Genomic DNA, 23,928 nt, shown 5'->3' with positions numbered 1-23,928 from the left:
TTGAGACGCAACAGCCACCAGTAAGTTACCGAATAGACAAGCCTTTCTCGAAAAAAAGAAGGTATGCACTTATTACTGCATACCTTCTCCCCAACTATGTTTATGCTCCCACATTCAGCTTCTCCAGCTTTTGCTTGATCAGCTCGACTACACTGGCGCGTTTCAAATCAACAAATGCACGGGTATTTGCATCCGGAACCACAATGATCCCCAGTTGGTGATGATTGCCCGCATAGACCGCACACTGTACGAACTTCAGCTCGCCTTCACGCGTGAGTACTTCCATTTTGCAAAAGGCAGGATTGGCTTGTAGTGCTGGATATAAATCTTCTTTTTCCCGCACTGAAATGCCATTTACTTTCACGATAATTTCACCGGGCGTGATGCCGATCTCCTCTGCTCTCGTACCCGGAATGACACCCATTACTTTTACACCACGCGAAGACTGAATGAAATAAGGCGAACGCTTTCTTTCTTGATACTGACTCCAGAAAAACAACGCCTCATGACCGAATAGCGCAAAAATCGCAACCAGCAAGACCAACGGATAAAACCATACAGTCAGAGCGCACAAACCCAACAACCCGATCGCATACAGCGTCAAATTTTTCGCAACCTGCGTTGCTTTTCTATAAGGTGTCATCGTTTGCGTCATATCGGAGAATCCGGTCACCGTCGGCAAAAGCATCAGTCCGAATGAAGCCGCTTCCGGCGAAAAGAACGGCCACCCTGGATACAACGCACCACTAATAGCACCTGGCTCCATCTGTACGAACAGCACGGCTGGTGTCAGCCAAAAAGAATGGAGCAAATAGGCACCGACGATCCGACCACGCTGCCCTTCCACAAACAGCGGAGAAGCGTCCCGCCCACCATTCCAGCGTACGAGCATCGCTTCAATCAGATGCATGACCGCAACTAACGCAAGCAACGGCAAAGGTTTCGCCTGACGAATCATTTCCCAGACATAGCTCAATCCAGGAACATCCGTAACCGGTGGAATGACCTGTGTGATCGCGTGTAAAATCGCCAAAATCCCTGCAGCGTATGCGAAACAGAGAAACCGTAAACGAATCAGCGCCAAGATGAGCGCCAATCCCCATAGTATCCACAAATCCTGTGCTTGCACGACCACGCCGAGTCCTGCACTAAGAAGAGAGATAAGCAAGCCTCCCACCAAGCCCATTCCTACAGTCCGTATCGTCGAGAGCAAGGGGGACTGAATGCGTGCAGCAAAAAGCTGTCTTTCCAGATTCATCTGTCTGCGATAATGCAAATAAATAAAAACCAGAAAGAGATAGAAGACAGGATTGATAAAAAATGCGGCAAAGCCATATGCAATGGTAAGCATATCTGCCTGAATCGCCAATTGCCTCACCTCAACTAAAAGAAAGAAAAACCACGGCATTTGATTTGCCGTGGTTATCATTTCTACGGATAGAAGGTAATTACCTGCTTCCATTTTCTTGATTATTCATTACTTGCCCGTGACGACATCCAGAGCTTTTTGCAATTGCAGGTCATTCTCTGGCTTCGTCATCGTTTTACGGAGACTTTCTTCCAGCGAAGAGCGTGTCTTCGCGTCTACTTTTCCAGTTACCTCCAGTTTGTTGGAGGTTTGGAACTGCTTGATTGCGTCCTCTGTCTTTTCATCAAAATAGCCATCTTCTCGTCCTGGGGACAGATTCAAGCCCTTTAAGATGAGCTGCAGGTTTTTCACGTCAGTGCCAGCCATATCGCGCTGCAATACTTTGTCTGCCGGCAACAGAGTTGCGTTGAAATAGTCTGGTTGCTTGACTGCAAAGTCTGGCGTAATGCCTTTTTTATGGACCCATTCACCCTTCGGCGTGACCCACTTGGCAATCGTCAGCTTCAATTGGCTCTTGTCGTTCATTTCCATTGTACTCTGAACGGTTCCTTTACCAAAGGTCTTCTCACCGACCAGCTTGTAGTTGCCGCTATCCCGCAGAGCACCTGCGAGAATCTCCGAAGCACTGGCGCTTCCGCCATTAATCAGTACCGAGATTGGGTAAGGCTTCGCAGCTTCTGTAGTCGAGAAATACTCTTCTTTTTGCTGTCCGCCATTTCCATACTCGATTTGCACGATCTTGCCTTTATTCGGTACGAGGATTTCTCCGATTTCTTTCACAGCCAGCAAATACCCGCCCGGATTGCCCCGAACGTCAATAACCAGACCACCAATCCCCTTTTGCTCGAGAGCAGCCAGCTGTTCTTTGAAGTGCTTAGCTGTGTCTGTCGAGAATTGGGTAAGGTTGATCACACCTACTTTAACACCGTTCTTCTCGATGATCTGACTGTTTACTGTCTCAATCGGAATATCGTCACGCACACACACGATAGTAAGAGGCTCTGGCACTCCGGCCCTCACTACTTTGAGAACCGCCTTCGTTCCTTTTGGACCACGAATCTTCGTCACTGCCTGATGCAGATCCAATCCTTCAAGGGATTCATCGTTTACACTCAAAATTTGGTCGTTTGGCCGCAGCCCTGCACGCTCAGCTGGAGAGTTTTTGAATGGCGAAACAACCGTTACCCGACCATTTTGCATCGTTACTTCTGTCCCGATCCCTTGGAAAGTCGAGTGTAGGGTAGATGTGAACTCCTCAGCAGAACGAGGGTCCATGTAATCACTGTACGGATCTTCGAGCGATCCGACCATTCCGCCAATTGCACCCTCTACTAACTGCTCATTGGTGACATTTTGGATGTAATCTTTCTTGATTGCTGAAAACGCCTCGTACAGCTTCTGGAACTCTTTCGGATAATCTCCGCTCCCAGAAAACAGCGCCATGCTGGATGCTGTTAAAGCCCCACCTTGACTTGAACTAGCGCTAGCCGATGTCTTCATGATTGCCATCGTAACAAAACTGCTGGCTACCATCGAGATGAGTACAAGCGCGATTACGGTACGTCCTTTCCATCTCACTGTTACGTCACCATCCTTTGTGCTACCGGAAAAAGATATGCTGCTAGTGTATGCATGTTCCGTTAACAATATTTGTCTGGTCGCACGAGGGTCTACTTCAAGTACGGCATTGGGTTGACTGCTACGTCATTTTTATAGACGGTAAAGTGTACGTGATTTCCGGTTGAGCGACCTGTTGATCCTACCTCTGCGATCTTTTGACCCCTTGATACGGATTGCCCAACAGAAACCTTGATACCTCCCTCGCGAATATGACCGTAAAGAGTGGTATATTCCGCGTTATGCTTGATCATTACTGTATTCCCGTAGCCGCCATTGTATCCTGCAAAGAGAACGACTCCGTCAGCCGCAGCCATAATTGGCGTTCCTTTCCGTGCTGCCATATCTACACCATTATGCCCAGCCGAACGGCCTGTAAACGGGTCGCTGCGCATTCCGAAGCCTGAAGTGAAGCGGAATTGTCCACTTGCGACCGGCAAGGCAAACTTTCCACCCTTGTAGCCTGTACTGGAGGCGCTCATCGCACGTACTCGTTCCGCGTATTTGGCTGATTCCTGTTTGGTGATAGCCAAAAGCTCCTGTCCGTACTGCTCCAAATCCACTTCCAGTGCAGATTCCTTCTTATCCAGTTCAGCCTTGACCACTAGACTTTGCTTGTACTGCTTGTCCAATTCGACTTTTAGCTCCTCAGCCTCATCGAACATCCCGGCGTACACAGTCAGCTGATGATCAATTTCTTTCTTTTTGGTCTCGATTGTTTCCTTATCACGAATATTATCCTCTAAAATACGCGTGTCCTGCTCCAAAATAAGCTGCAAGGCCTGCATACGTGTCAAAAAGTCCCCAAAGTCAGAGGAACCGAGAAGTACATCCAAATAGGAGATCGTACCGCGTTCATACATGGAAGTCACGCGTGTTCTGAGCAAGGCATCCCTTTTCGCCACGCGGTCTTTTGCCTCATCCAGCTGATCCTGCGCGTGTGCTGCTTTTTCCTTGGTATCATCCATCTGCTGCTCAAGCTTGTCCAGCTTTCTCTGTGTATCGTTGCGACGCAAATCAATTTGCATCAATTGCGTTTCCAAGCCCTTTTTCTCTTTTTGCACGACATTGATCTGTTGTTCGGTCTTCTTCAATTGCTGCTGCTGGCTTTTCTTCTTCTTTTGGATTTCTTTTAGCTCTCGATTAATCTTGTCCAAAGAGGCCTTACTAGGCGCTGCCAAGCTCACATTCGTCGGGAGCACAGTACCGACTACAAGCCCAGTGATTACGAGTGCTAGCAGGATTCTCTTTCTCATGATACTCCTCCCACGCTCTTCAAATTATTAAACTCGCAAGAAGCGACGTACGGACACCAAACTTCCCCAAATCCCGATGAATGCACCAATCGCCAGCAAAGCCAACGCAACTTGATACACGAGCGGGAATAGCGGCAACAGTTTAAACAGTTGGGAAGCTTCAAAGCTGGAGTGAATGGCATCCAGGAGGTAGTAATATCCAACCGTTAGCATAATGGTCGGAATCAATGCCCCTGCCACACCCATCATAAGACCTTCCACAAAGAATGGCCAACGGATAAACCAGTTCGTGGCACCAACCAGCTTCATGATTTCAATCTCTCTGCGACGTGCCACAATTGTCAGCTTAATCGTGTTGGCAATCAAGAACATCGCTGTAAAGCCAAGTCCAATAATAAAGGCAATCCCGACATTACGGACTGCTCCTGTCAAGGAAAACAACTTTTCCACAGTGCCTTCCCCATAGGTCAGGCTTTTGACATACTGGAGATTTTTAATTTGAGCGGCAACAGCGGCAGTGTCTTGCGGTTGCTTCGTTTTCACGACAAACGCATCCGGCAGAGGATTGCTTTCCTCCAACCCTTCGAACAAGTACGCTTTTTCACCAAGACTCTCTTTAAACTGCTTCAGACCCTCGTCTTTCGGTATAAATGAAACGGACTCCACTTGCGGAAGCTTCTTGATGTTATTCTCAACCTGCGTGATGTTTTCTTTCGTCGCCAGCAAGTCCATAAAGACGCGAATTTCTACTTGTTTTTCCACGGTTTGCGCAAAGTAATTGACGTTCATCGCCAGGATGAGGAAAACGCCCAAAATAAAGAGGGTAATGGTCACGGCACTAATAGAAGCGAACGACATCCAGCCGTTCCGCCCGAGGTTTTTGACCCCTTCACGGACATGGCGCCCCAGCGTCCTAATCTTCATAACCGTATTCCCCTCTCTGCTCATCACGGGCAATTTGGCCTGCTTCGATCGCAATCACCCGTTTTCTCATGGTGTTGACAATTTCTCTATTGTGGGTAGCCATGACGACTGTCGTGCCACGCTGATTGATTTCTTCAAATAGCTTCATGATTTCCCAAGAGGTCTCAGGGTCCAAGTTCCCCGTCGGCTCGTCCGCGATAATAATTCCCGGACTATTCACCAGTGCACGCGCCAAGGCAACACGTTGCTGCTCACCACCGGACAGCTCGCTTGGCAGCATTTTTGCTTTATGCTTGAGCTTTACCAGGCCCAAAACATCCATCACGCGCGGCTTGATTTGTTTCGGATTGCTCTCGATTACTTCCATCGCAAATGCGACGTTTTCAAAAACGGTCAATGTCGGAAGCAGCTTGAAGTCCTGGAACACGACACCTATACTGCGGCGGACCAATGGAATTTGCCGCTCTTTGATTCTGCTGACATTGAAGCCACCCAAAAAGATTTGTCCTTTCGTCGGCTTCTCTTCACGGTACATCAATTTGATAAACGTAGATTTACCCGCACCACTGGGGCCTACTACGTACACAAATTCACCTTTCTCAATCCGAATGTTGATACCTTTCAAAGCATTCGTTCCATTCGGGTATGTTTTCCACACATCGAACATTTCGATCAAGCCAATCACATCCTACTTCGTCAGATCCTTGTCTATGTATCTTGATCCTGAATTTTAAAGTAAAAATCGACAAAACCCCTCTACCCACTAGCAACCGCTGCCATACCTTGTTGAAAAACAGCGGGAATTCCCATCTTATCCATTATACCATCACGATTCACGGATGGTATCCACTAAATCTCTCATTTCTTGTCGAAACAGCTTCGATTGTTAACAACTGTCACGAATTAGGGAGAAAATAAGATTGCACATTCCCGCCTAGCATCATGGAAAACAGTTGGCTACAATGAGTGTGACAAGACGTCATCATGGAAAAGGAGCTGGTTATAACGTGGAAAATTTTGTTTACCATAACCCGACACAGCTGATTTTTGGACGGGGTCAATTGGCCCAGCTCGAGGAAAAAGCAAGACAGCTAAGTCCCACTGTTCTTTTGGTATATGGTGGTGGCAGTATAAAGCGAACTGGTCTCTACGACAAAGTGATTTCTCTCCTCCAGTCAGCGGGCTGCCGCGTGCATGAGTTGGCAGGAGTGGAGCCAAATCCACGTCTGAGTACCGTGAACAAAGGAATTGAACTATGCCGCCAAGAGGGCGTCAATTGGATACTCGCTGTAGGTGGTGGCAGTGTAATTGACGCGGCCAAAGCAGTCGCGATTGGTGTGCCTTATGAGGGAGATGTATGGGATTTTTATACCCGTAAAGCGGTCGCACAAGAGGCTCTGCCCCTCGGTACCGTCCTGACGCTTGCTGCTACTGGTTCGGAAATGAATCGGGGAAGTGTCGTCACGAACTGGGAGACGCAAGAAAAGCATGGAGCTGGAACGACGTTTCCGGCGTTTTCGATTCTGGACCCAGAGCATACGTTTAGCGTACCTCGCGACCAAACGCTCTACGGAATCAGCGACATTTTATCCCATGTATTCGAGCAATATTTCACGCATACAACCGAAATTCCACTGCAAACACGTTTTGCTGAGTCAATCATGAAGACCGTCATCGAAAATGCAGAACGCGTCCTCACCAATCCGGAAGACTACGATGCTCGCGCCAACATCCTGTACTGCGGAACAATGGCATTGAACGGCACTCTCCCGGTTGGCGTCACAACAGACTGGGCAACCCACTCCATTGAGCATGCTGTCAGTGCGGTTTACGACATCCCGCACGGCGGCGGTCTGGCGATCATCTTCCCGAAATGGATGCGCTATGTGTACCGTGAAAACGTCGCTCGCTTTGTGCGCTTCGCAACAGAGGTATGGAATGTCGATCCTTCCGGCAAGACAGATGATGAGATCGCCTTGGAAGGGATTGCCGCTACAGAAGCTTTCTTTGCGCGTATCGGTGCCCCTACTCGCTTGGCTGATTACGGTATCACCGACGAGCATTTGCAGCTCATGGCCGAAAAAGCTACTCCGTTTGGCCCGATCGGCCAATTCAAAACGTTGACGAGTGATGATGTGGCACAGATTCTTCGCATGTCTTTGTAAGCACAAACAAACGCCGCCTTCCAGAAATGGGAGTACGGCGTTTGTTACTTTCGTCAGTTTTGATTCAGCCATTTTTTCCGAATTAGATTTCCACATAACAGCACCAACGGTACACCGATGCTATAGGTAAAATCATAGAATGGCCAGTACTTCGCAATGATGCCGCCATAGACGACAATATTGGGCGAGAAAATTGTAGACATTACCATGAGCAAAATGATGTACGGAAAGATTAGAACCTTGAAGTTGTCGATTCGAAAGACGTGACGAATCCCCAAATGAAAAAACAAGCAATACAGTGTAATTTTGACGCTCACCGCGATAAACCAGATCACCGCGATAATCGCCTCTAGCCGCTGAATGAAATCCCCGAGCTTCAGCTGTTTGATGAGGACGTAGGTCGGATAAAAATGCCGCGCAGTCTGATCTGCCCCCAAAACAAGGATGCACATCACCATGATGATAAACAGCACAATTCCCCCAAGCAATGTCCCCATAAAAAAAGATCTCATCCGTTTTTGGATGGGCGAGACAAACGGAAGAACCGCCATAAAAATGACGAGCTCTGAAAAAGGAAAGGCAATTGCCGCTGTAGATCCCTGCAAAATAGGCTTCCACCCGTTTTCAAATACAGGTTGAATTCTCGACATTTCCGCCTGTGGAAATAGAGTAATCATGAGTAAACCAAAAAAGAAAAAGAACCAGACAAAATAGATTTCTGCCGATTCTGCGACTGTTTGCAGCCCCAATCTCACACCAAACATAATCACAATGACAAACAATAGCTGTATCGCGAATCTTGGAGTCGAGATCAATAGATGCGTACCAACAAAGTCGCCAATTTCCATCACATGCGCCCCTGCTGAAAACAAGGTATAGCTAATAAACGAGAGTGTAATGATCGTTCCCAACACTCTTCCAAGGGTTTGATCAATGAAGGTGAAAAAGCTTTGATCCCGATAAAGCTTCCCCACAGTTATGAGTAAGACAATATTGAGCAGTCCCACCACAAGCCCGACTAGGACGGATATCCACGCATCCTGTTTAGCGAGTGCAGCCGTCATGCCAGGCAGGACGAGAACGGAGTCCCCAATGGTAACAAGGGTGACGAGCATCAATAGTTGACGGGGACTGATCTTGTAGCTCTCTTGCATGCTTGCTCCCTGCTCTCTTTAAGCCTTCGATCCCTTTGTACAATTATTTCCTCCATGATTCGGCGCTAAACACATAGGCATTTCATGCTATGATAAAGAAATATATGTAAATTCCGAAATGGACTGGAGGACTGCAACCATGTACAGAGTAAAAAAGCAGGACGTGATTTATGCCATGTCTCCTGAGAATCGGCCGGTCTTGAAGGTGGAAGCAGGCAGTATCGTAACGTTTGAAACCTGCGATTGCTTCGAGGACCAAATCCAAACGGCTGACACCGTATTTCAGGAGCTTGATTGGAATCGGATCAACCCTGCTTCCGGCCCCATTTATATAGAAGGAACAGAACCAGGCGATATTTTGGTTGTTCATATTCAGAAAATTAAGATTAAAAACCAAGGCGTAATGGTTACTGGACCTGAACTGGGTGTAATGGGATTCGACTTGCAAGAAAATGTGATCAAAATGATTCCGATACAAGATGGAAAAGCTGTGTTGTCAGACAAGCTTCAGGTTCCGATCAATCCCATGATTGGCGTAATTGGAACAGCTCCTGCCAACGAAGCCATTTCATGCGGTACGCTGGGCGATCACGGCGGCAATATGGACTGCAAGCAAATGCGTGAAGGTACGACATTGCTTTTACCCGTAAATGTTCCTGGCGCATTATTTGCCCTGGGTGACCTTCATGCTGCAATGGCTGACGGTGAAGTAGCTGTATGCGGTGTGGAAATTGCAGGAGAAGTAACCGTAAAGCTCGATGTGATAAAAGGCAAGCAGTGGCCGTTACCGATGGCAATCAACCAAGAGCACTTGATCACGATTGCTTCGGAAAAAGAGCTGGACAAGGCTGCGGATCGAGCAGCAATCAACATGGTGCAATTTCTACACGAAGAGCTGGGCGTAGAAAAAACCGAAGCCGCCTTCCTGCTCTCCGCTGCGGGGGATTTGCGTATTTGTCAGGTCGTCGATCCTTTAAAGACAGCCCGCATGGAGTTGCCTCTTGCGTACGCAACCGCAGTAGGCTTTGATTCGAAAATAGTCGGCAGATAAAGAACGCAAAAAAACCCCCAAAGCTTGGGGTTTTTGCTTTTCATACATACACGTTTTTATGCAGGTGAACCGACATCGATCAGGGATTCAATCATGACCTTTTGACTGTTTTTGTCCACCCAAGCATGTGTTTCCACCAGTTGCTTGCGGTACCAATCAATTTGGACTTCTACCTGATTACGAGCAGTCCCACCCAACACGTTGCGCGCATTGACAACTGTCTCAACAGCTAGAGCGTCATACACATCCGCCCCAATAGTCTCTGAGAAGCTCTGAAATTCTTCCAAAGTCAAATCGAGAAGATATTTTTGCTGCTCGATGCAGTACAAGACGGTTCTCCCTACAACTTCATGTGCCTGACGGAACGGCATGTCTTTGCGAACCAAGTAATCTGCCAAGTCTGTCGCATTAGAAAAATCGTTGGTAACGGCTTGACGCATGCGATCTGTTTTGACTTGCATCGTCTTAATCATCGGCGTGAGCAACGCCAGTGCACCATGAATGGTAGCGACCGTATCGAACATGCCTTCTTTATCTTCCTGCATGTCCTTGTTGTACGCCAGCGGCAAACCTTTCAATACGGTCAACAATCCAAACAGATTGCCGTAAACACGCCCTGTTTTTCCGCGCACCAGCTCTGCTACATCAGGATTTTTCTTTTGCGGCATGATACTGGACCCCGTGCAAAATGCATCGTCCAGCTCCACAAAGGAGAATTCCTGACTGCTCCAGATGACGAGCTCTTCGCACAGACGGGAAAGATGGGTCATAACCAAAGAAGCGTCTGCCAAAAATTCGACGATGAAGTCACGGTCACTCACTGCATCCATGCTGTTTTGATAGATACCGTCAAATTGCAGCAATTCCGCTACAAACGTGCGGTCGATCGGGAATGTCGTACCTGCGAGGGCACCTGCCCCAAGCGGCAGCACATTCACGCGCTTCCACGTCTCGGTCATCCGTTCGATATCGCGTTGCAGCATGGACACATACGCCATCAGGTGATAGCCGAACAATACCGGCTGCGCACGCTGCAAATGTGTATAACCTGGCATGACCGTATCGAGATGCTGGCTCGCTTGCTCAAGCAATGCCTCTTGCAAATACATCGCCAATTGGATAATCTCCATCAGCTTTTCTCTGAGGTACAGATGCATATCCAACGCAACCTGATCATTGCGGCTGCGGCCGGTGTGGAGTTTGCCTCCCACCGGACCGATCTCTTCGATCAGCATCTTTTCAATATTCATATGCACATCTTCGTGCGCAACGAGAAACTCAGCTTGCCCACGCTCAATTTTCTCTTTTACTTTTTTCAAGCCAGCGATGATCTGTCTTACTTCCTCCATCGGCAGGATGCCGCACTTGCCCAACATGGCAACATGAGCCAGGCTTCCGACGATGTCCTGTCGCCACATTTTCTGGTCGAAAGAAATAGAAGCAGTATACTCTTCTACGAGTTGATTCGTCGGCTTCGTGAAGCGTCCTCCCCAGAGTTTCATTGCTTGATCGCATCCTTTTCATCCAAAATCTTAATCGCGGTGTTTTTATTCTCGTGCAGTACACCCTCGTTTACCTGTGCGTATACCTTTGTAGGCAGACCCCACAGCTTGATGAAACCGAGTGCTGCTTTGTGGTCGAATTGGTCACCTGCATTGTAAGTCGCCAGCTCATGGCTGTAGAGAGACGATGCAGAGGTGCGGCCTACAACAATCGCATGTCCTTTGTGCAGCTTCACGCGTACGACACCCGTTACGTGTTTTTGCGTTTCTTCAATGAATGCCTGGACAGCATTGCGAATTGGCGAATACCAGAGACCCTCGTAAATCACTTGCGCCAGTTTTTGCTCAACGATCGGTTTGAACTGAGCGACCTCACGAGGTTGCGTCAAGAATTCCAGCTCACGGTGAGCCAAAATCAAAGTAGTCGCAGCCGGTGTCTCGTAAACTTCGCGAGATTTGATGCCCACCAAACGGTTTTCCACATGGTCGATACGACCTACGCCATGGTTACCAGCGATTTTGTTCAGCTTAAGGATCAGCTCAGCCAGTGGAAGCTCTTCGCCGTTCAATGCAGTTGGCTTCCCTTGCACGAAAGTGATTTCGATTTCTTCTGCCTCGTCTGGAGCATCCATGATCGACTTCGTCAGATCGTATGCACCTTCTGGAGGAGCAGCCCATGGATCTTCCAGAACACCGCACTCGCAGCTTCTGCCCCACAGGTTTTGGTCAATGCTGTATGGATTATCCAGATCGATTGGGATCGGGATATTGTTCTTTTTCGCATATTCAATCTCTTCGTCACGCGTCCAGCCCCATTCACGAACCGGCGCCACGATTTTGATATCCGGGTTCAGCGCTGTAAAGGAAACATCGAAACGCACCTGGTCGTTTCCTTTTCCTGTGCAACCGTGTGCGACAGCCACTGCGCCTTCTTTTTCCGCGATTTCAACCAGTACACGTGAAATCAGGTAACGTGACAGTGCAGACACCAGCGGATACTTCCCTTCGTACATCGCGTTTGCCTTCAGAGCTGGCAATACGAATTCCTCTGCGAATGCTTCTTTTGCATCTACTACGATTGATTTCAATGCCCCTACCTGCAATGCTTTTTTCTGTATGAAATCGAGGTCTTTCCCTTCCCCTACATCCAATGCCACTGCAATGACATCGTAGTTATACGTATCTTGCAGCCATTTAATTGCTACCGATGTATCTAAACCGCCTGAGTAGGCCAACACAATTTTATCTTTTGCCATCATTCTCTCTCCCCGTTTCGAAATTTCTCTTATGCGAGTAATTATACAAACGAACTAATAAAAATACAACTATTTTTCTTGTATATTTCTTGTGAATTCGCAGACAAAAACAGGAATGCAAAGAAATTATACATTTCTCGCATAAAGAGTATCTTGTTTTTATGCATACTCATCATCTGTTTATGCATAAACGTTGCGCGTTTGAAAGGGAAACTTATCCAAGATAGAGAATGAATGAAAGGAGGAATACCATAGGAGAAGTCTGTTGGAGGGATTTATGAAAACAATTTATTTGGTACGTCATTGTCAGGCTGCTGGCCAAGAACCCGAAGCCCTGCTCACGGAAAAGGGAGAAGTACAAGCTCGGGAGCTTGCCTCCTTCTTCGCAGGTACCCACATTGATCGAATCATTTCGAGTCCGTATCATCGGGCGATTGCCACCATCCAGCCACTTGCACAGGAACGCGGAATCGTGATTGAAGAAGACACGCGTTTGGTCGAGCGCGTCCTTAGCGAAATACCACGTGAGGATTGGTTCGATCGACTCCGCGATACGTTCGATGACTTGACTCTTGCATTCGAAGGGGGTGAATCCAGTCTTACTGCTATAAATCGGGCAAATTCGTTGCTCACTGAGATTTTGGCAGATACGCATAAAGAAATCGTGCTTGTTAGCCATGGATGCCTGCTGGCCTTGCTCATGAAATCAATTGATAACCGCTTTGGCTTTCACGATTGGGAGAAATTAAGCAATCCAGATGTATTCAAGCTTACCTGCCATTTAGAAACCAGAGAGCTCGTCCGCATATGGTCGTAAACGAATAAAAACAGTTACAAGGGGCAGCTCATCTCATTGCCTCCTGTAACTGTTTTTGTGGGATGGACTCTATTCCGATAATGCTCTGCAACTCTTCGTACGGCAGTCGCTGAACGATTCTGATAAAATGCTCCGCCAATATCGGGTCAAATTGGGTACCGGAGCCCCGTCTGATTTCTTGAAGCGCTTCCTCCACAGGCAAGCCTTTTCGATATGGCCTGTCCGCGACCATCGCATCGAAAGCATCTGAAATGGCTAAAATTCTCGCCATCAGCGGAATCTCATCCCCGGCTAAACCATCTGGGTATCCCCTTCCATCTATTCGCTCATGATGGGAGCGGATCGCAGGAAGCAATTCATTGAACATCCCTGCTTGCAAAATAATTTCGTAGCCAATGACCGTGTGCTGCTTGATCTTGTCGTACTCTTCCGGGGTCAGCTTTCCTTTTTTATTGAGAATTTCGTCTTCGATGCCGATTTTTCCAATGTCGTGCAGGATTCCCCCGATATAAACATCCTCCACTTTTCGTTCGGCCAAACCAATATCTCTCGCAATTTCTCTTCCCCAGTAAGCTACACGCTGAGAATGTCCACTTGTGTATCGATCTCGTGCGTCAATGGAAGCAGCCATCGTCGTTAAGAAGTTGTGATTGAATGATTTGACCTCTTCTACTTTTTGCTGAAGCCTTTGAAGATTGTCATAGTAATGATGAAAGACGTAGCTGATCGTAATAAACGCAATCATCATAGGAATTAGCGTTAACGGACCATATAACTCTACTAATCGTGAACCTACTCCGGCTAGAATTAAAAGCAACAAGTAAGTCGAGGTAAAGCCTTTTGCCATCATCTTTACGGTTCGCGCCCATGTCATTTGATGAAAATAGGAGATACCCAATCCACATAAAGTCAGGTTCACAAACCAATATACAACAGCCAAAAACAAATCGCTAATAATGGGAGAAACAGTTCCGAAGCCCTCGATCCAATCCTTCAAAAATGCTACTGTCCATATAGTCATTAACAATTGCCCAATGTTAATAATAGCTTTTAGCGGATTAAACCTTACCAGGAAAGCAATGATTAAAGATTCAATAACAGCAGCCCATACTCCGACCCAGACTCCGTACAACAAGATACCCGAAAAGATTACAGCATTGTTCACTGTTAAAATCGTATTAGATATACGCACGGGAGCAAAACAGGAAAAAATGGTCAGGAGGGTGTAGGTAGATAATACCCCCCAATGCTCACGAGCAGCCCATTCAGATGAAGATGTGTAAAAAATATAGATTGCTGCAATGACAAATCCAACCTGTACAACAATCCCTTTTATCCAAACCGCATAATCAGTTTTTTGTCGCATAACTTTTACCTTCGCGAAGTTGTAGTAATGAAATCGGTTTATTCATCAATCGCTGAACAAGTAAAAAGGCACCTAACATAATAAAAATATCGCCGATGCTAATAATCCGAGGAATGAAAGATGGCATGTAAATGACATCCGTCAAAAACGGAAAATTTGAACTTTCCGTCAATACACTATGCTTGAAATTCGTTCCGTTTATAACTGGCTCTAAATCATAAGGAAGCTTTGCTGCTTGAACTAAATCGATTGGCATTTTTCCATTGTTAGACCAAATTGCAATCGCATTCAGAAACCAGCCGATTAAAAAAATCCGCATATCTTCAAATTCTCGATTAAAAACGAGGAAGGCCAAAATAAACACATACGCGATCGATATGAAAATGCCACCGATCGTAGGGAAGAAGACTGCACAAGCCTGCAGCAATATAGTAACGATAAGAAGTTTCATTTGGTTGAATTTAGGTAATTCTTTGATTCTTCCCCCTCGCAGCAATGCTACGAGAAAAGATAGGGCAATTACATCCAATAGCATGTTGTTTCCTCCAAGCTTGAAGAAAAAACACCACTCAGCCAAGCGGTGTTTGTTTCTCCATTACGCTTATTTATCCAATATGGAAGTTTGCAGAAGTAGCTGCTACGATTGCTACCACCATCATAATTGCTGCGAACCATTTTTTCATTTTCTTTTCCCCCCTTCAGGCATAGTGGAGAAAGCTGGCTTCGCTACTGTCCGTGATGCAGAGGCCAAGCGACCAAGTACAGCCCCTGCTCCCCTTTCCTTTTCCATTACGGAAAAGGTTGGATTCGCTACTGGCTCCATACGGACCAAGCGACCAGATACAGTCCGTACTTCCTTGCTTCTTTCCTACCTTTATTTTACACATAAGTGACAAAATTCGGCAATCATAGATTCATAGTCTATTCGATTTAATTACAGCTAGTTCTATTTAACTAGAACTATGTTCACACCAGCGCCGCCAATATCGCCTTTTGTGCGTGCAATCTATTTTCAGCCTGATCAAAAATGACAGAGCGCGATCCGTCGATGACCCCGGTTGTCACTTCTTCCCCACGATGTGCTGGCAAGCAGTGCAAGAAGAGATAATCACGATTTGCCGCTGCTACCAATTTTTCGTTCACTTGATAGTCGGCAAATGCTTTCAATCGCACCTCATTTTCTTCTTCAAAACCCATACTAGTCCAAACGTCCGTGTATACAGCATCTGCCCCCATGACAGCCTCTGTCGGATCGGTAGTCACCATCATTTTTCCACCGCTTTGTTTCGCATATTCTGTAGCTTTTGCGACAATTGCTGCATCCATTTCGTAGCCTGCCGGAGTCGCCACTCTCACATCCAGGCCTAGCAGAGCTGCGCCCAGCACCAGTGAGTTCGCCACGTTGTTGCCATCTCCTACATAGGCGAGCTTGACTCCTTTCAGCTTGCCTTTATGCTCCCAGATCGTCAGCAGATCAGCCAACGCCTGGCAAGGATGGTACAGATCGGTCAAGCCATTGATAATAGGGATCGACGCGTGCTCAGCAAGCTCTTCTACATAGGAGTGGGAAAAGGTGCGAATCATGATGGCATCCACGTACCGAGAGAGAACTTTCGCTGTGTCGCTGATCGGCTCCCCGCGTCCGAGCTGCAGCTCTTTTCCACTCATGAACATCCCCAAGCCGCCCAACTGATGCATCCCTACTTCAAAGGAGACGCGCGTGCGGGTCGAAGCCTTGTCAAAGATCATCCCCAACGTCTTGCCTTGCAAAGGCTGGAATGGCTGTCCCAGCTTTTGCAATTGCTTGACGTGAGCAGACAGATGGAGCAGCTCCATCAATTCTTCCCCGTTGAATTCATCGACGCGCAAGAAATCTTTTCCTTTATGCTTTTGTAACGGCAAGTTTTGAAAGTGTTCCAATATCTTCACTGGCTGCATGCGAGCCACCTCTTTTCTTCATAATAGACTTCACATATAACTCGAACGTATCGACAGCGGAGAACAAGGGCACACCTTGTTGCACCATACGGCTTCGCAGAGCAAATCCTGTCCGGCCCTGACGATTGCCTTTCGTCGCAGTAACGAGAGCGAAAGCCGCTTCTTCTTTTTGCAACAGCTCGATCCACGCCGCTTCATCTGCCACGATGTGCTCCACGCCAATTCCTTCGGCTTCAAGCCACTCGGCCGTTCCCGGAGTAGCCGCCAGTTTGGCACCGTCTGCTTGAATTTGTCCGATTGATTCTTTTACGCCGTCCTGCTTATCTCCATCTGCCAGAGAAATCATGACCAACTGACCTTTTTGCCAGTCGCCGTACAAATTGTCCTTGAAAGCAAAGGCTTTGCCTGCTGCCTCTTCGAAAGAATGCCCCAAGCCGAGGACTTCCCCCGTCGATTTCATCTCTGGACCTAGTACCGGGTCTACGCCGTTCAGCTTGATCGTGGAGAAAACCGGTGCCTTGACCACTGCAAAAGGAATCTCTGGCAAAAGCCCTGTACCGTAACCCATCTCCGACAGCTTTTCACCCAATTGTGCGCGAACTGCCAGTTGAACCATCGGGATGCCAGTCACTTTGCTCGTAATCGGTACGGTCCGTGAAGCACGAGGATTGACCTCCAGTACATAAACCGTTTCGCCATCAATGACAAACTGGATATTGATTAACCCGACCGCTTCCATTTCCCTCGCGATTGCTTCTGTATAGCTGGCGATTTTGTGCTTGATGTCATCCGTCAGCTGAGGAGCCGGGAACAAGGCTACACTGTCGCCTGAGTGGATGCCCGCTCTCTCCACATGCTGGAAAATCCCTGGGATGATGACAGATTGCCCGTCGCATACCGCATCTACTTCTGCTTCCTTGCCTGGAACGTATTTATCCACGAGGAGTGGGAAAAACATGCTCATGTCCGGATGGTTCAACCAGTCGTGAATAGTAGCTTGCAGCTCCTCGATATTGTGGACGACTACCATGCCTTGCCCGCCGATGACGTACGAAGGTCGCATCAAAACAGGGAAGCCGATTTCCTCCGCAATCGCGGTCGCATCCTCCAAGGACGAGACTCCTTTACCAGGGATATGCGGAATGTCCAGCTTGCGCAGCATGGCGTAGAACAGCTCGCGATCCTCCGCGCGTTCGATGGCTGTAAGCGACGTACCCATTACTTTCAGACCCGCATGCTCCAGCTTGGCCGCCAGATTGATCGCGGTTTGACCCCCGAACTGAACCATGACGCCCGCAACGTGTTCGCGTTCTGCGATATGCAGCACGTCTTCTACGTGAAGCGGTTCAAAATAAAGATGGTCGGCAGTTTCATAATCAGTGCTGACCGTCTCTGGATTGTTGTTCACAACGACAGCCGCAATACCGCTTGCCTGAAGCGCTTTGGCTGCATGCACGGAGCAGTAGTCAAACTCGATACCCTGACCGATGCGAATGGGACCTGAGCCAAGTACCAATACTTTTCGGCCAGACAGTGGCTCGACCTCATCTATTCCTTGCCAATCCGAATAGTAGTAAGGGGTTTGGGCGTCGAATTCTGCTGCACAAGTGTCCACAATTTTATAAGTAGGCGTAATGCCCGACTCTTGACGACGTGATTTGATTTCGGCAGGTGTTGCACCAACCAGTGAAGCGATGGTTTCATCGGCAAACCCGCGACGCTTTGCTTCCAACAACAGCTCTGGGGTCAGTGTTTTCCTGTCGTGGCAAGACAGCTCTACTTCCAAGTCCACGATTTTACGCAAGCTCCGCAAGAAAAACGGATCGACACCAGTCAGGCTGTGCAGCTCACTTTCTGTAAAGCCTTTGCGGATCGCCTCGGCAAAAACAAACAGTCTGATATCAGTTGCTTCCTGCAAGGAATGTGCAAGCTCCTCATGCGTCCAGGATGCCAGCTCTGGTCGAGTCAAATGTGTGCAGCCCTGTTCCAGAGAACGAACTGCCTTCAAAAGTCCTGCTTCCAGATTGCGGGCGATCGACATGACCTCGCCAGTCGCTTTCATTTGCGTTCCCAGCTTGCGGTCTGCCAGTGGGAATTTGTCAAACGGGAAGCGCGGGATTTTCACAACGATGTAGTCCAACGCTGGTTCAAAGCTAGCGTACGTATATCCCGTGATTGGATTGAGTACCTCATCCAGTCCGTAGCCCAATGCGAGCTTGGCGGCGATCCGCGCGATTGGATAGCCTGTTGCTTTGGACGCCAACGCACTTGAACGGCTTACCCGCGGATTTACTTCGATCAGCACATACCGATCAGAATTCGGATCAAGCGCAAATTGAATATTGCAACCGCCGACTACCCCAAGCGAACGAATTACTTTCGTTGATACGCTGCGCAGCATTTGGTACTGGCGATCTGTCAGCGTCTGAGATGGCGCGACGACAATACTGTCTCCCGTATGAATCCCTACCGGATCCAAATTTTCCATATTGCACACAATCATGCAGGTATCATTTGCGTCCCGCATGACCTCGTATTCAATCTCTTTCCAGCCTTTTACACTGCGCTCAATCAGTACCTGACCGATTGGGCTAGCCGCAATGCCACCGGCTGCAACCTTTCGCAAGGTCGCTTCATCTCCTGCGATCCCGCCACCTGCTCCTCCGAGTGTATAAGCAGGACGCACGATCACTGGATAGCCGATAGCGTTCGCAAACTCGATGGCTGCTTCTACAGATTCGACTGTATCGCTCTCAGGAACAGGCTCTCCGATTTGTTGCATCAATTGCTTGAACAGCTCACGGTCTTCCCCGTTTTGAATGGCAGCCAGCGGCGTACCCAACAGTTGGACGCTGTACGTTTCCAGCACGCCCGCTTCTGCCAGCGAAACAGCAAGATTAAGTCCCGTTTGGCCGCCTAACGTAGGCAAGAGGCCATCGGGACGCTCTTTTGCGATAATAGCTGTCACGGATTCCACCGTGAGCGGCTCCAGATATACTTTGTCCGCTACTTGTTCGTCTGTCATAATCGTTGCCGGATTGTTATTCACCAGCACGACCTGCACGCCAGCTTCTTTTAGGGAAAGGCAAGCCTGTGCGCCTGCATAATCAAACTCCGCTGCCTGCCCGATGACGATCGGGCCAGAACCAATGACCAATACTTTATGAATGTGTGGCAATTTAGGCATATCTCTTCGCTCCTACTACGCGCATCGACTGCAAGAATTGGTGGAAAATGTGGGATGTATCACTTGGGCCTGGATGTGCTTCCGGATGGAACTGCACACTGAAAACAGGCAAACTGACGTGACGCAGTCCTTCGACTGAACCGTCATTGACATTGCGATAGGAAACCGTTAACTGACGTTTATCCAGAGATTCTTCCTTGACCACGTACCCGTGATTTTGTGAACTCATATATACTTTGCCAGTCATCAGATCCTTGACTGGATGATTGCTGCCGCGGTGACCGTATGCGAGCTTTTCTGTCTTGCCGCCATACATCAACGCCAATACTTGATGCCCCAAACAAATGCCCAATGTCGGGTACTGCTCCACGGCTTTGCGCCATTCGCTGCAATACGCAAGCAAGTGCTCCGGATCGCCAGGCCCATTGGAAAACAGTAAGCCGTCTGGTGCGAGAGCATTGATTTGGGCAAAACTCGTATCAAAGGGAACGACCGTGACACGGCAGCCCTGTTGGAGAAGGGCATCCAAAATCGATTGCTTCATGCCGAGGTCAATCAAGACGACATGCTCGCCTGTTCCCGGATAACGTTCCACTTGTTGTCTGGATACGTTGGCAACTAATGATTTCTTGGCGTGCTTGTAGCGTAGCGACACCACTTCCTCTACCTGCATAGGCTGATCGGAAATGACCCCGAATACCGTACCGTCTTGACGGACGCGCTTGGTAATCGTTCGCGTATCAATCCCCGCAAGGATCGGGAATCCAAATGCTTCTGCCGCTTGGGCCAACGTCATGTTTGATTCGTAATGGCTTGGTTCCGTGCATAGCTCGCTGACAATCATCCCTGTCAACGCTGGCTTGGCTGCCTCATAATCCTTTTCGTTGATCCCGTAGTTTCCGATCAAGGGATACGTGAAGGTAACGATTTGCCCTGCAAAAGAAGGGTCTGTCATCACCTCTTGGTATCCCGTCATTCCTGTATGAAAAACCACTTCTCCGAATCCGTTAATGGGGGCACCATACAGCTTTCCTGTAAAAACCTCGCCGCTCTCCAGCGTTAAATATCCTGTTCCTAACGATTGATTCTCTCTATCCATCTATGAAGCCACTCCTCTCCAATGGGCACCGGCCTGATCGCTCTTTACCGAAATTTTATGCAACCTTTTGTATTAATATACATTTAGGATTATAAAAATGCAACGAGTTTTTTGACCACTTCCACTCGTTGCATCTTATGCTTTTTTTATCTAAACCTGCGACAGCGCCTCGCTTAATACAGTAATGGCTTGCTTTATTTCAGCATCTGTCGTCACAAACGAAGGCAAGAGTCTCACTACCTGCGGGCCAGCCATCAGCAGAATGACTCCTTTTTCCCGTGCATACGTGACCGGCTCACCAGCAGGAATCGTTAGCTCCACACCGAGAAGCAACCCTTTTCCCCGAACCGTAACCACTTTGTCTGGATGCTCTGCCTTGAGCTTCTCCAGCTCTTTGATCAATACGTCATGGATATGGGCTACCCGCTCCAAAATCTGCTCCTCTTCCATCGTCGCAAGCGTCGCGATTCCAGCGGTTGCTGCCAATGGATTCCCGCCAAAAGTAGTGCCATGCGTACCTGGAGCAAACGCTTCTGCTACTTCTTTTGTCGCGACTACCGCTCCAATCGGGAAACCACTTCCCAAGCCTTTTGCCAATGAAATCGCATCTGGCTTCACGTCATAGTGCTGGAAGGCAAACCATGTACCCGTGCGCCCAATCCCCGTCTGTATCTCATCTACCAGTAGCAGCAATCCGTGTGTATCGCACAATTCACGCAGCGCCTTCACCCACGCCTCTTCCGCTGGATGTACACCGCCTTCTCCCTGAACCAGCTCCAGAATGATCGCGCATGTCTTGTCTGTAATTGCTGACTTGACTGCATCAAGGTCGTTGTAAGGAACGGTGACAAATCCTTGCGGCAATGGCGCGAATCCGTCCTTCACCTTTTCCTGTCCGGTAGCCGTCAGGGTAGCCAATGTCCGTCCATGAAAAGACTGTTCAAAGCTGATAATTTCGTAACGATCGGTCCCTTTTACTTTTTGTGCATAGCGGCGGGCGAGCTTGATCAAGCCTTCATTCGCCTCCGCTCCACTGTTGCAGAAAAAAGCCTGATCCAGTCCAGACAGACGGCTCAGCTTTTCCGCCAAAATCTCTTGCTGAGGAACATGCACCAGATTCGAGCAATGCCACAACGTATCGAGCTGCTCGTGCAGCTTTGCCGTTACTTTTGGCGGAACATGCCCTAACGAGGTCACAGCAATTCCTGAGGTAAAATCGAGATATTGCTTGCCTTGATCATCCCACACCTGGTTTCCTTGTCCTTTTACCAAACTGATTGGCCATCTCGCATAGTTATTCATGAGATGTACAGGCGCTGTTGTTGTATGCATATTCATTTCCCTCCTCACCTAAACGTAATTGACATTCATACGGACTGTTGTCCCAACTGCCTGCCCCGCACAAACACCGAGCAGATCATCAGCGGTTCCCCGGCAGATGACAACCTGCTCCACGCCCTGTCCGAGAGCGTCGAGAGCTGCCTGAACCTTCGGAATCATTCCGCCAGTAATAATCTCTGCCCGAATCATTTCCTGTATCTCTTCTGCACTTGTTGCTGGCACTACTGCCTTGGTTCCGTCTGGCTGTGGCTGCATAATGCCCGGAACGTCTGTCACCATGATCAGTTTTTCGGCGCTGAGTGCTGCTGCAATCGCTCCTGCGGCTACATCAGCATTGACGTTAAATGTCTCTGTGCCATCTTCACTAACGGAAAGGGGAGCAATCACCGGGACGTAGCCCTCCCCAAGAATCGCTTTCGGAATGGTCGTATCAGCCTTTTTGATTTCTCCTACCCATCCGAGTGGCTTGGGTGTTTTTGTTGCCAAAAGAGTCTGACCATCGATGCCACTAACTCCCCAAGCCTTGGCTCCTGCCTGTGTCAGCCTTTTTACCAGCGCCTTGTTGATACTGCCGCACAAGACCATCTCTACAACACGCAGCGTGTCCTCGCAGGTAACACGAAGCCCATCGACAAATTGCGGAGTGATCTGAACTCGATCGAGCATACTGTTAATGGCAGGTCCGCCCCCATGGACGATGACGATCTCTTGTCCCTGTGCCTGCAGTCCAGCAATCGCCTGAAAGAAGGAGTCAGGCAGCTGATCCATGGTGCTTCCGCCACATTTGATCACGACAATTCCTTGCATCTGCTCTCCTCCTCTACGGGTATACAGGTACGAGTGGCAAACCCGTTTTTTCAGGCAAATCAAACATGATATTCATGTTTTGTATGGCTTGACCGGCTGCGCCCTTCATCATATTATCGATTACCGACAGCAAGATAACACGCTTCGTGCGCTGATCAACATGGATCGCGATATCGCAATAGTTGGAGCCATAAACTTCTTTCGTATGTGGATGACTGCCTGCAGGACGTACGCGCACAAATGGCTTATCCGCATAAGCAGCTTCGTATAGCTCCTGAATTTGCGCTTGTGTGACATCAGTGGTAAGTTGTCCGTAAGCTGTGACTAAAATCCCTCGGGTCATCGGCACCAGATGCGGCGTAAATTGAACAAGCGTCTCTTCCCCGCTCTGTTTTTGCAGCTCCTGTTCAATCTCTGGTGTATGTTGATGACTCGCCACTTTATAAGCATGAATGCTTTCATTAATCTCGCTGTAATGAACACCGAGCGATACTCCACGTCCAGCGCCGGACACACCTGATTTGGTATCGACGATCCAACTGTTTGACTGTACCCAACCTGTCTTCACCAGCGGTAGCAAGGCGAGGAGCGTAGCAGTGGGATAGCACCCTGGATTCGCTATGAGACTGGCCCCCGCCACTTGCTCTTGATTCCACTCGGTTAAACCGTAAACCGCTGCTTCTACCCATTGGGAAGGGGCCGGCTCATGTTTGTACCACGTTTTGTAGACCGCACCATTTTCCAGACGAAAATCCCCCGATAAATCAATGACCTTTACACCTTTTTCGACCAACTTCGGAGATAGCCCGCTACTTACTCCCGCAGGCGTAGCGAGGAAGATCAAATCGTTCACACCGCTCATGCTGTCTGCATCAATTGGTGACAATGTGGGCAACCCGAGTCCAGATGCATGTGGAAACGATTTTTCCAAGCCTTCTCCTTCTGATGAACTTGAATATAAATTGGCAATCTCAACATGCGGATGCCCAGCCAAAAGACGGATCAACTCCGCGCCACCATAACCCGTTGCTCCAACAATCCCGACCCGAACCATGCTCTCTCCCCTTTATTCCATACTG

The 23,928-nt window shown here is 48.4% G+C and carries 19 protein-coding genes; 3 read left to right on the top strand and 16 right to left on the bottom strand.

The window, feature by feature from the left end; genetic code table 11:
* Positions 1-100: 100 nt before the first annotated feature.
* From FB479_RS16150 to ftsE, 5 genes are all read right to left on the bottom strand, one after another.
* Complete coding sequence (locus tag FB479_RS16150; protein WP_142065968.1) at positions 101-1,462, bottom strand: PDZ domain-containing protein; 1,362 nt, start codon at positions 1,460-1,462, stop codon at positions 101-103.
* 15 nt (positions 1,463-1,477) lie between these two features.
* On the bottom strand, positions 1,478-2,947 hold the full coding sequence (locus FB479_RS16145; RefSeq protein WP_142065967.1) for a S41 family peptidase: 1,470 nt from the start codon (positions 2,945-2,947) through the stop codon (positions 1,478-1,480).
* A gap of 92 nt (positions 2,948-3,039) precedes the next feature.
* Entirely contained in the window at positions 3,040-4,242 is a 1,203-nt protein-coding gene (locus tag FB479_RS16140; RefSeq protein WP_142065966.1) for a murein hydrolase activator EnvC family protein, read from the bottom strand.
* 27 nt (positions 4,243-4,269) lie between these two features.
* Entirely contained in the window at positions 4,270-5,166 is an 897-nt protein-coding gene (gene ftsX / locus FB479_RS16135) for a permease-like cell division protein FtsX (protein WP_048034987.1), read from the bottom strand.
* Entirely contained in the window at positions 5,156-5,842 is a 687-nt protein-coding gene (ftsE, locus tag FB479_RS16130) for a cell division ATP-binding protein FtsE (RefSeq protein ID WP_069850788.1), read from the bottom strand. Before ftsE ends, ftsX begins: the two co-directional genes overlap by 11 nt.
* 331 nt (positions 5,843-6,173) lie before the next feature.
* Between ftsE and FB479_RS16125 the strand changes: the two genes are divergently transcribed.
* Positions 6,174-7,331 (top strand): iron-containing alcohol dehydrogenase, encoded by a 1,158-nt coding sequence (locus FB479_RS16125; protein ID WP_142065965.1) that lies wholly within the window; start codon positions 6,174-6,176, stop codon positions 7,329-7,331.
* 53 nt (positions 7,332-7,384) lie between these two features.
* On the opposite strand, the gene FB479_RS16120 is transcribed toward FB479_RS16125, so the two are convergent.
* Positions 7,385-8,485: a GerAB/ArcD/ProY family transporter gene (locus FB479_RS16120; protein WP_106656803.1), complete on the bottom strand. Its 1,101-nt coding sequence runs from the start codon at positions 8,483-8,485 to the stop codon at positions 7,385-7,387.
* A gap of 139 nt (positions 8,486-8,624) precedes the next feature.
* On the opposite strand from FB479_RS16120, the gene FB479_RS16115 reads away from it, so the two are divergent.
* Positions 8,625-9,536, top strand: coding sequence for an acetamidase/formamidase family protein (locus FB479_RS16115; RefSeq protein WP_142065964.1), 912 nt, complete (start codon positions 8,625-8,627; stop codon positions 9,534-9,536).
* A gap of 56 nt (positions 9,537-9,592) precedes the next feature.
* Here the strand turns inward: FB479_RS16115 and argH are convergent, their stop codons facing one another.
* Positions 9,593-11,038 carry an argininosuccinate lyase gene (argH, locus tag FB479_RS16110; RefSeq protein ID WP_142065963.1) on the bottom strand — a complete coding sequence of 482 codons (1,446 nt, stop codon included), beginning with the start codon at positions 11,036-11,038 and terminating at the stop codon, positions 9,593-9,595.
* Positions 11,035-12,294, bottom strand: coding sequence for an argininosuccinate synthase (locus FB479_RS16105; protein WP_142065962.1), 1,260 nt, complete (start codon positions 12,292-12,294; stop codon positions 11,035-11,037). The genes argH and FB479_RS16105 overlap by 4 nt, the downstream gene beginning before the upstream one ends.
* Before the next feature lie 277 nt (positions 12,295-12,571).
* On the opposite strand from FB479_RS16105, the gene FB479_RS16100 reads away from it, so the two are divergent.
* Positions 12,572-13,111, top strand: a complete 540-nt coding sequence (locus tag FB479_RS16100) for a histidine phosphatase family protein (RefSeq protein WP_142065961.1) — start codon at positions 12,572-12,574, stop codon at positions 13,109-13,111.
* 28 nt (positions 13,112-13,139) lie between these two features.
* Here FB479_RS16100 and FB479_RS16095 read toward each other — a convergent pair whose 3' ends face one another.
* The 8 genes from FB479_RS16095 to argC form a co-directional block, all read right to left on the bottom strand.
* Positions 13,140-14,477: an HD-GYP domain-containing protein gene (locus tag FB479_RS16095; RefSeq protein WP_106656808.1), complete on the bottom strand. Its 1,338-nt coding sequence runs from the start codon at positions 14,475-14,477 to the stop codon at positions 13,140-13,142.
* Entirely contained in the window at positions 14,461-15,012 is a 552-nt protein-coding gene (locus tag FB479_RS16090; protein ID WP_106656809.1) for a DUF5317 domain-containing protein, read from the bottom strand. The genes FB479_RS16095 and FB479_RS16090 overlap by 17 nt, the downstream gene beginning before the upstream one ends.
* A 431-nt stretch (positions 15,013-15,443) precedes the next feature.
* Entirely contained in the window at positions 15,444-16,415 is a 972-nt protein-coding gene (gene argF / locus FB479_RS16085) for an ornithine carbamoyltransferase (RefSeq protein ID WP_142065960.1), read from the bottom strand.
* Complete coding sequence (carB, locus tag FB479_RS16080) at positions 16,360-19,602, bottom strand: carbamoyl-phosphate synthase (glutamine-hydrolyzing) large subunit (protein ID WP_142065959.1); 3,243 nt, start codon at positions 19,600-19,602, stop codon at positions 16,360-16,362. Before carB ends, argF begins: the two co-directional genes overlap by 56 nt.
* Complete coding sequence (locus FB479_RS16075) at positions 19,595-20,701, bottom strand: carbamoyl phosphate synthase small subunit (RefSeq protein ID WP_088909679.1); 1,107 nt, start codon at positions 20,699-20,701, stop codon at positions 19,595-19,597. The genes carB and FB479_RS16075 overlap by 8 nt, the downstream gene beginning before the upstream one ends.
* Before the next feature lie 150 nt (positions 20,702-20,851).
* Entirely contained in the window at positions 20,852-22,033 is a 1,182-nt protein-coding gene (locus tag FB479_RS16070; RefSeq protein WP_142065958.1) for an aspartate aminotransferase family protein, read from the bottom strand.
* A gap of 18 nt (positions 22,034-22,051) precedes the next feature.
* Positions 22,052-22,849: an acetylglutamate kinase gene (argB, locus tag FB479_RS16065; RefSeq protein WP_142065957.1), complete on the bottom strand. Its 798-nt coding sequence runs from the start codon at positions 22,847-22,849 to the stop codon at positions 22,052-22,054.
* A gap of 13 nt (positions 22,850-22,862) precedes the next feature.
* Entirely contained in the window at positions 22,863-23,903 is a 1,041-nt protein-coding gene (argC, locus tag FB479_RS16060) for an N-acetyl-gamma-glutamyl-phosphate reductase (RefSeq protein WP_142065956.1), read from the bottom strand.
* Positions 23,904-23,928 lie beyond the last annotated feature (25 nt).

It is taken from the genome of Brevibacillus sp. AG162 (assembly GCF_006715575.1).
Classification (GTDB): Bacteria; Bacillota; Bacilli; order Brevibacillales; family Brevibacillaceae; genus Brevibacillus; species Brevibacillus brevis.
Note: the sequence above shows the minus strand (reverse complement) of the source record. Positions and strands in the feature narration are given on the sequence as shown.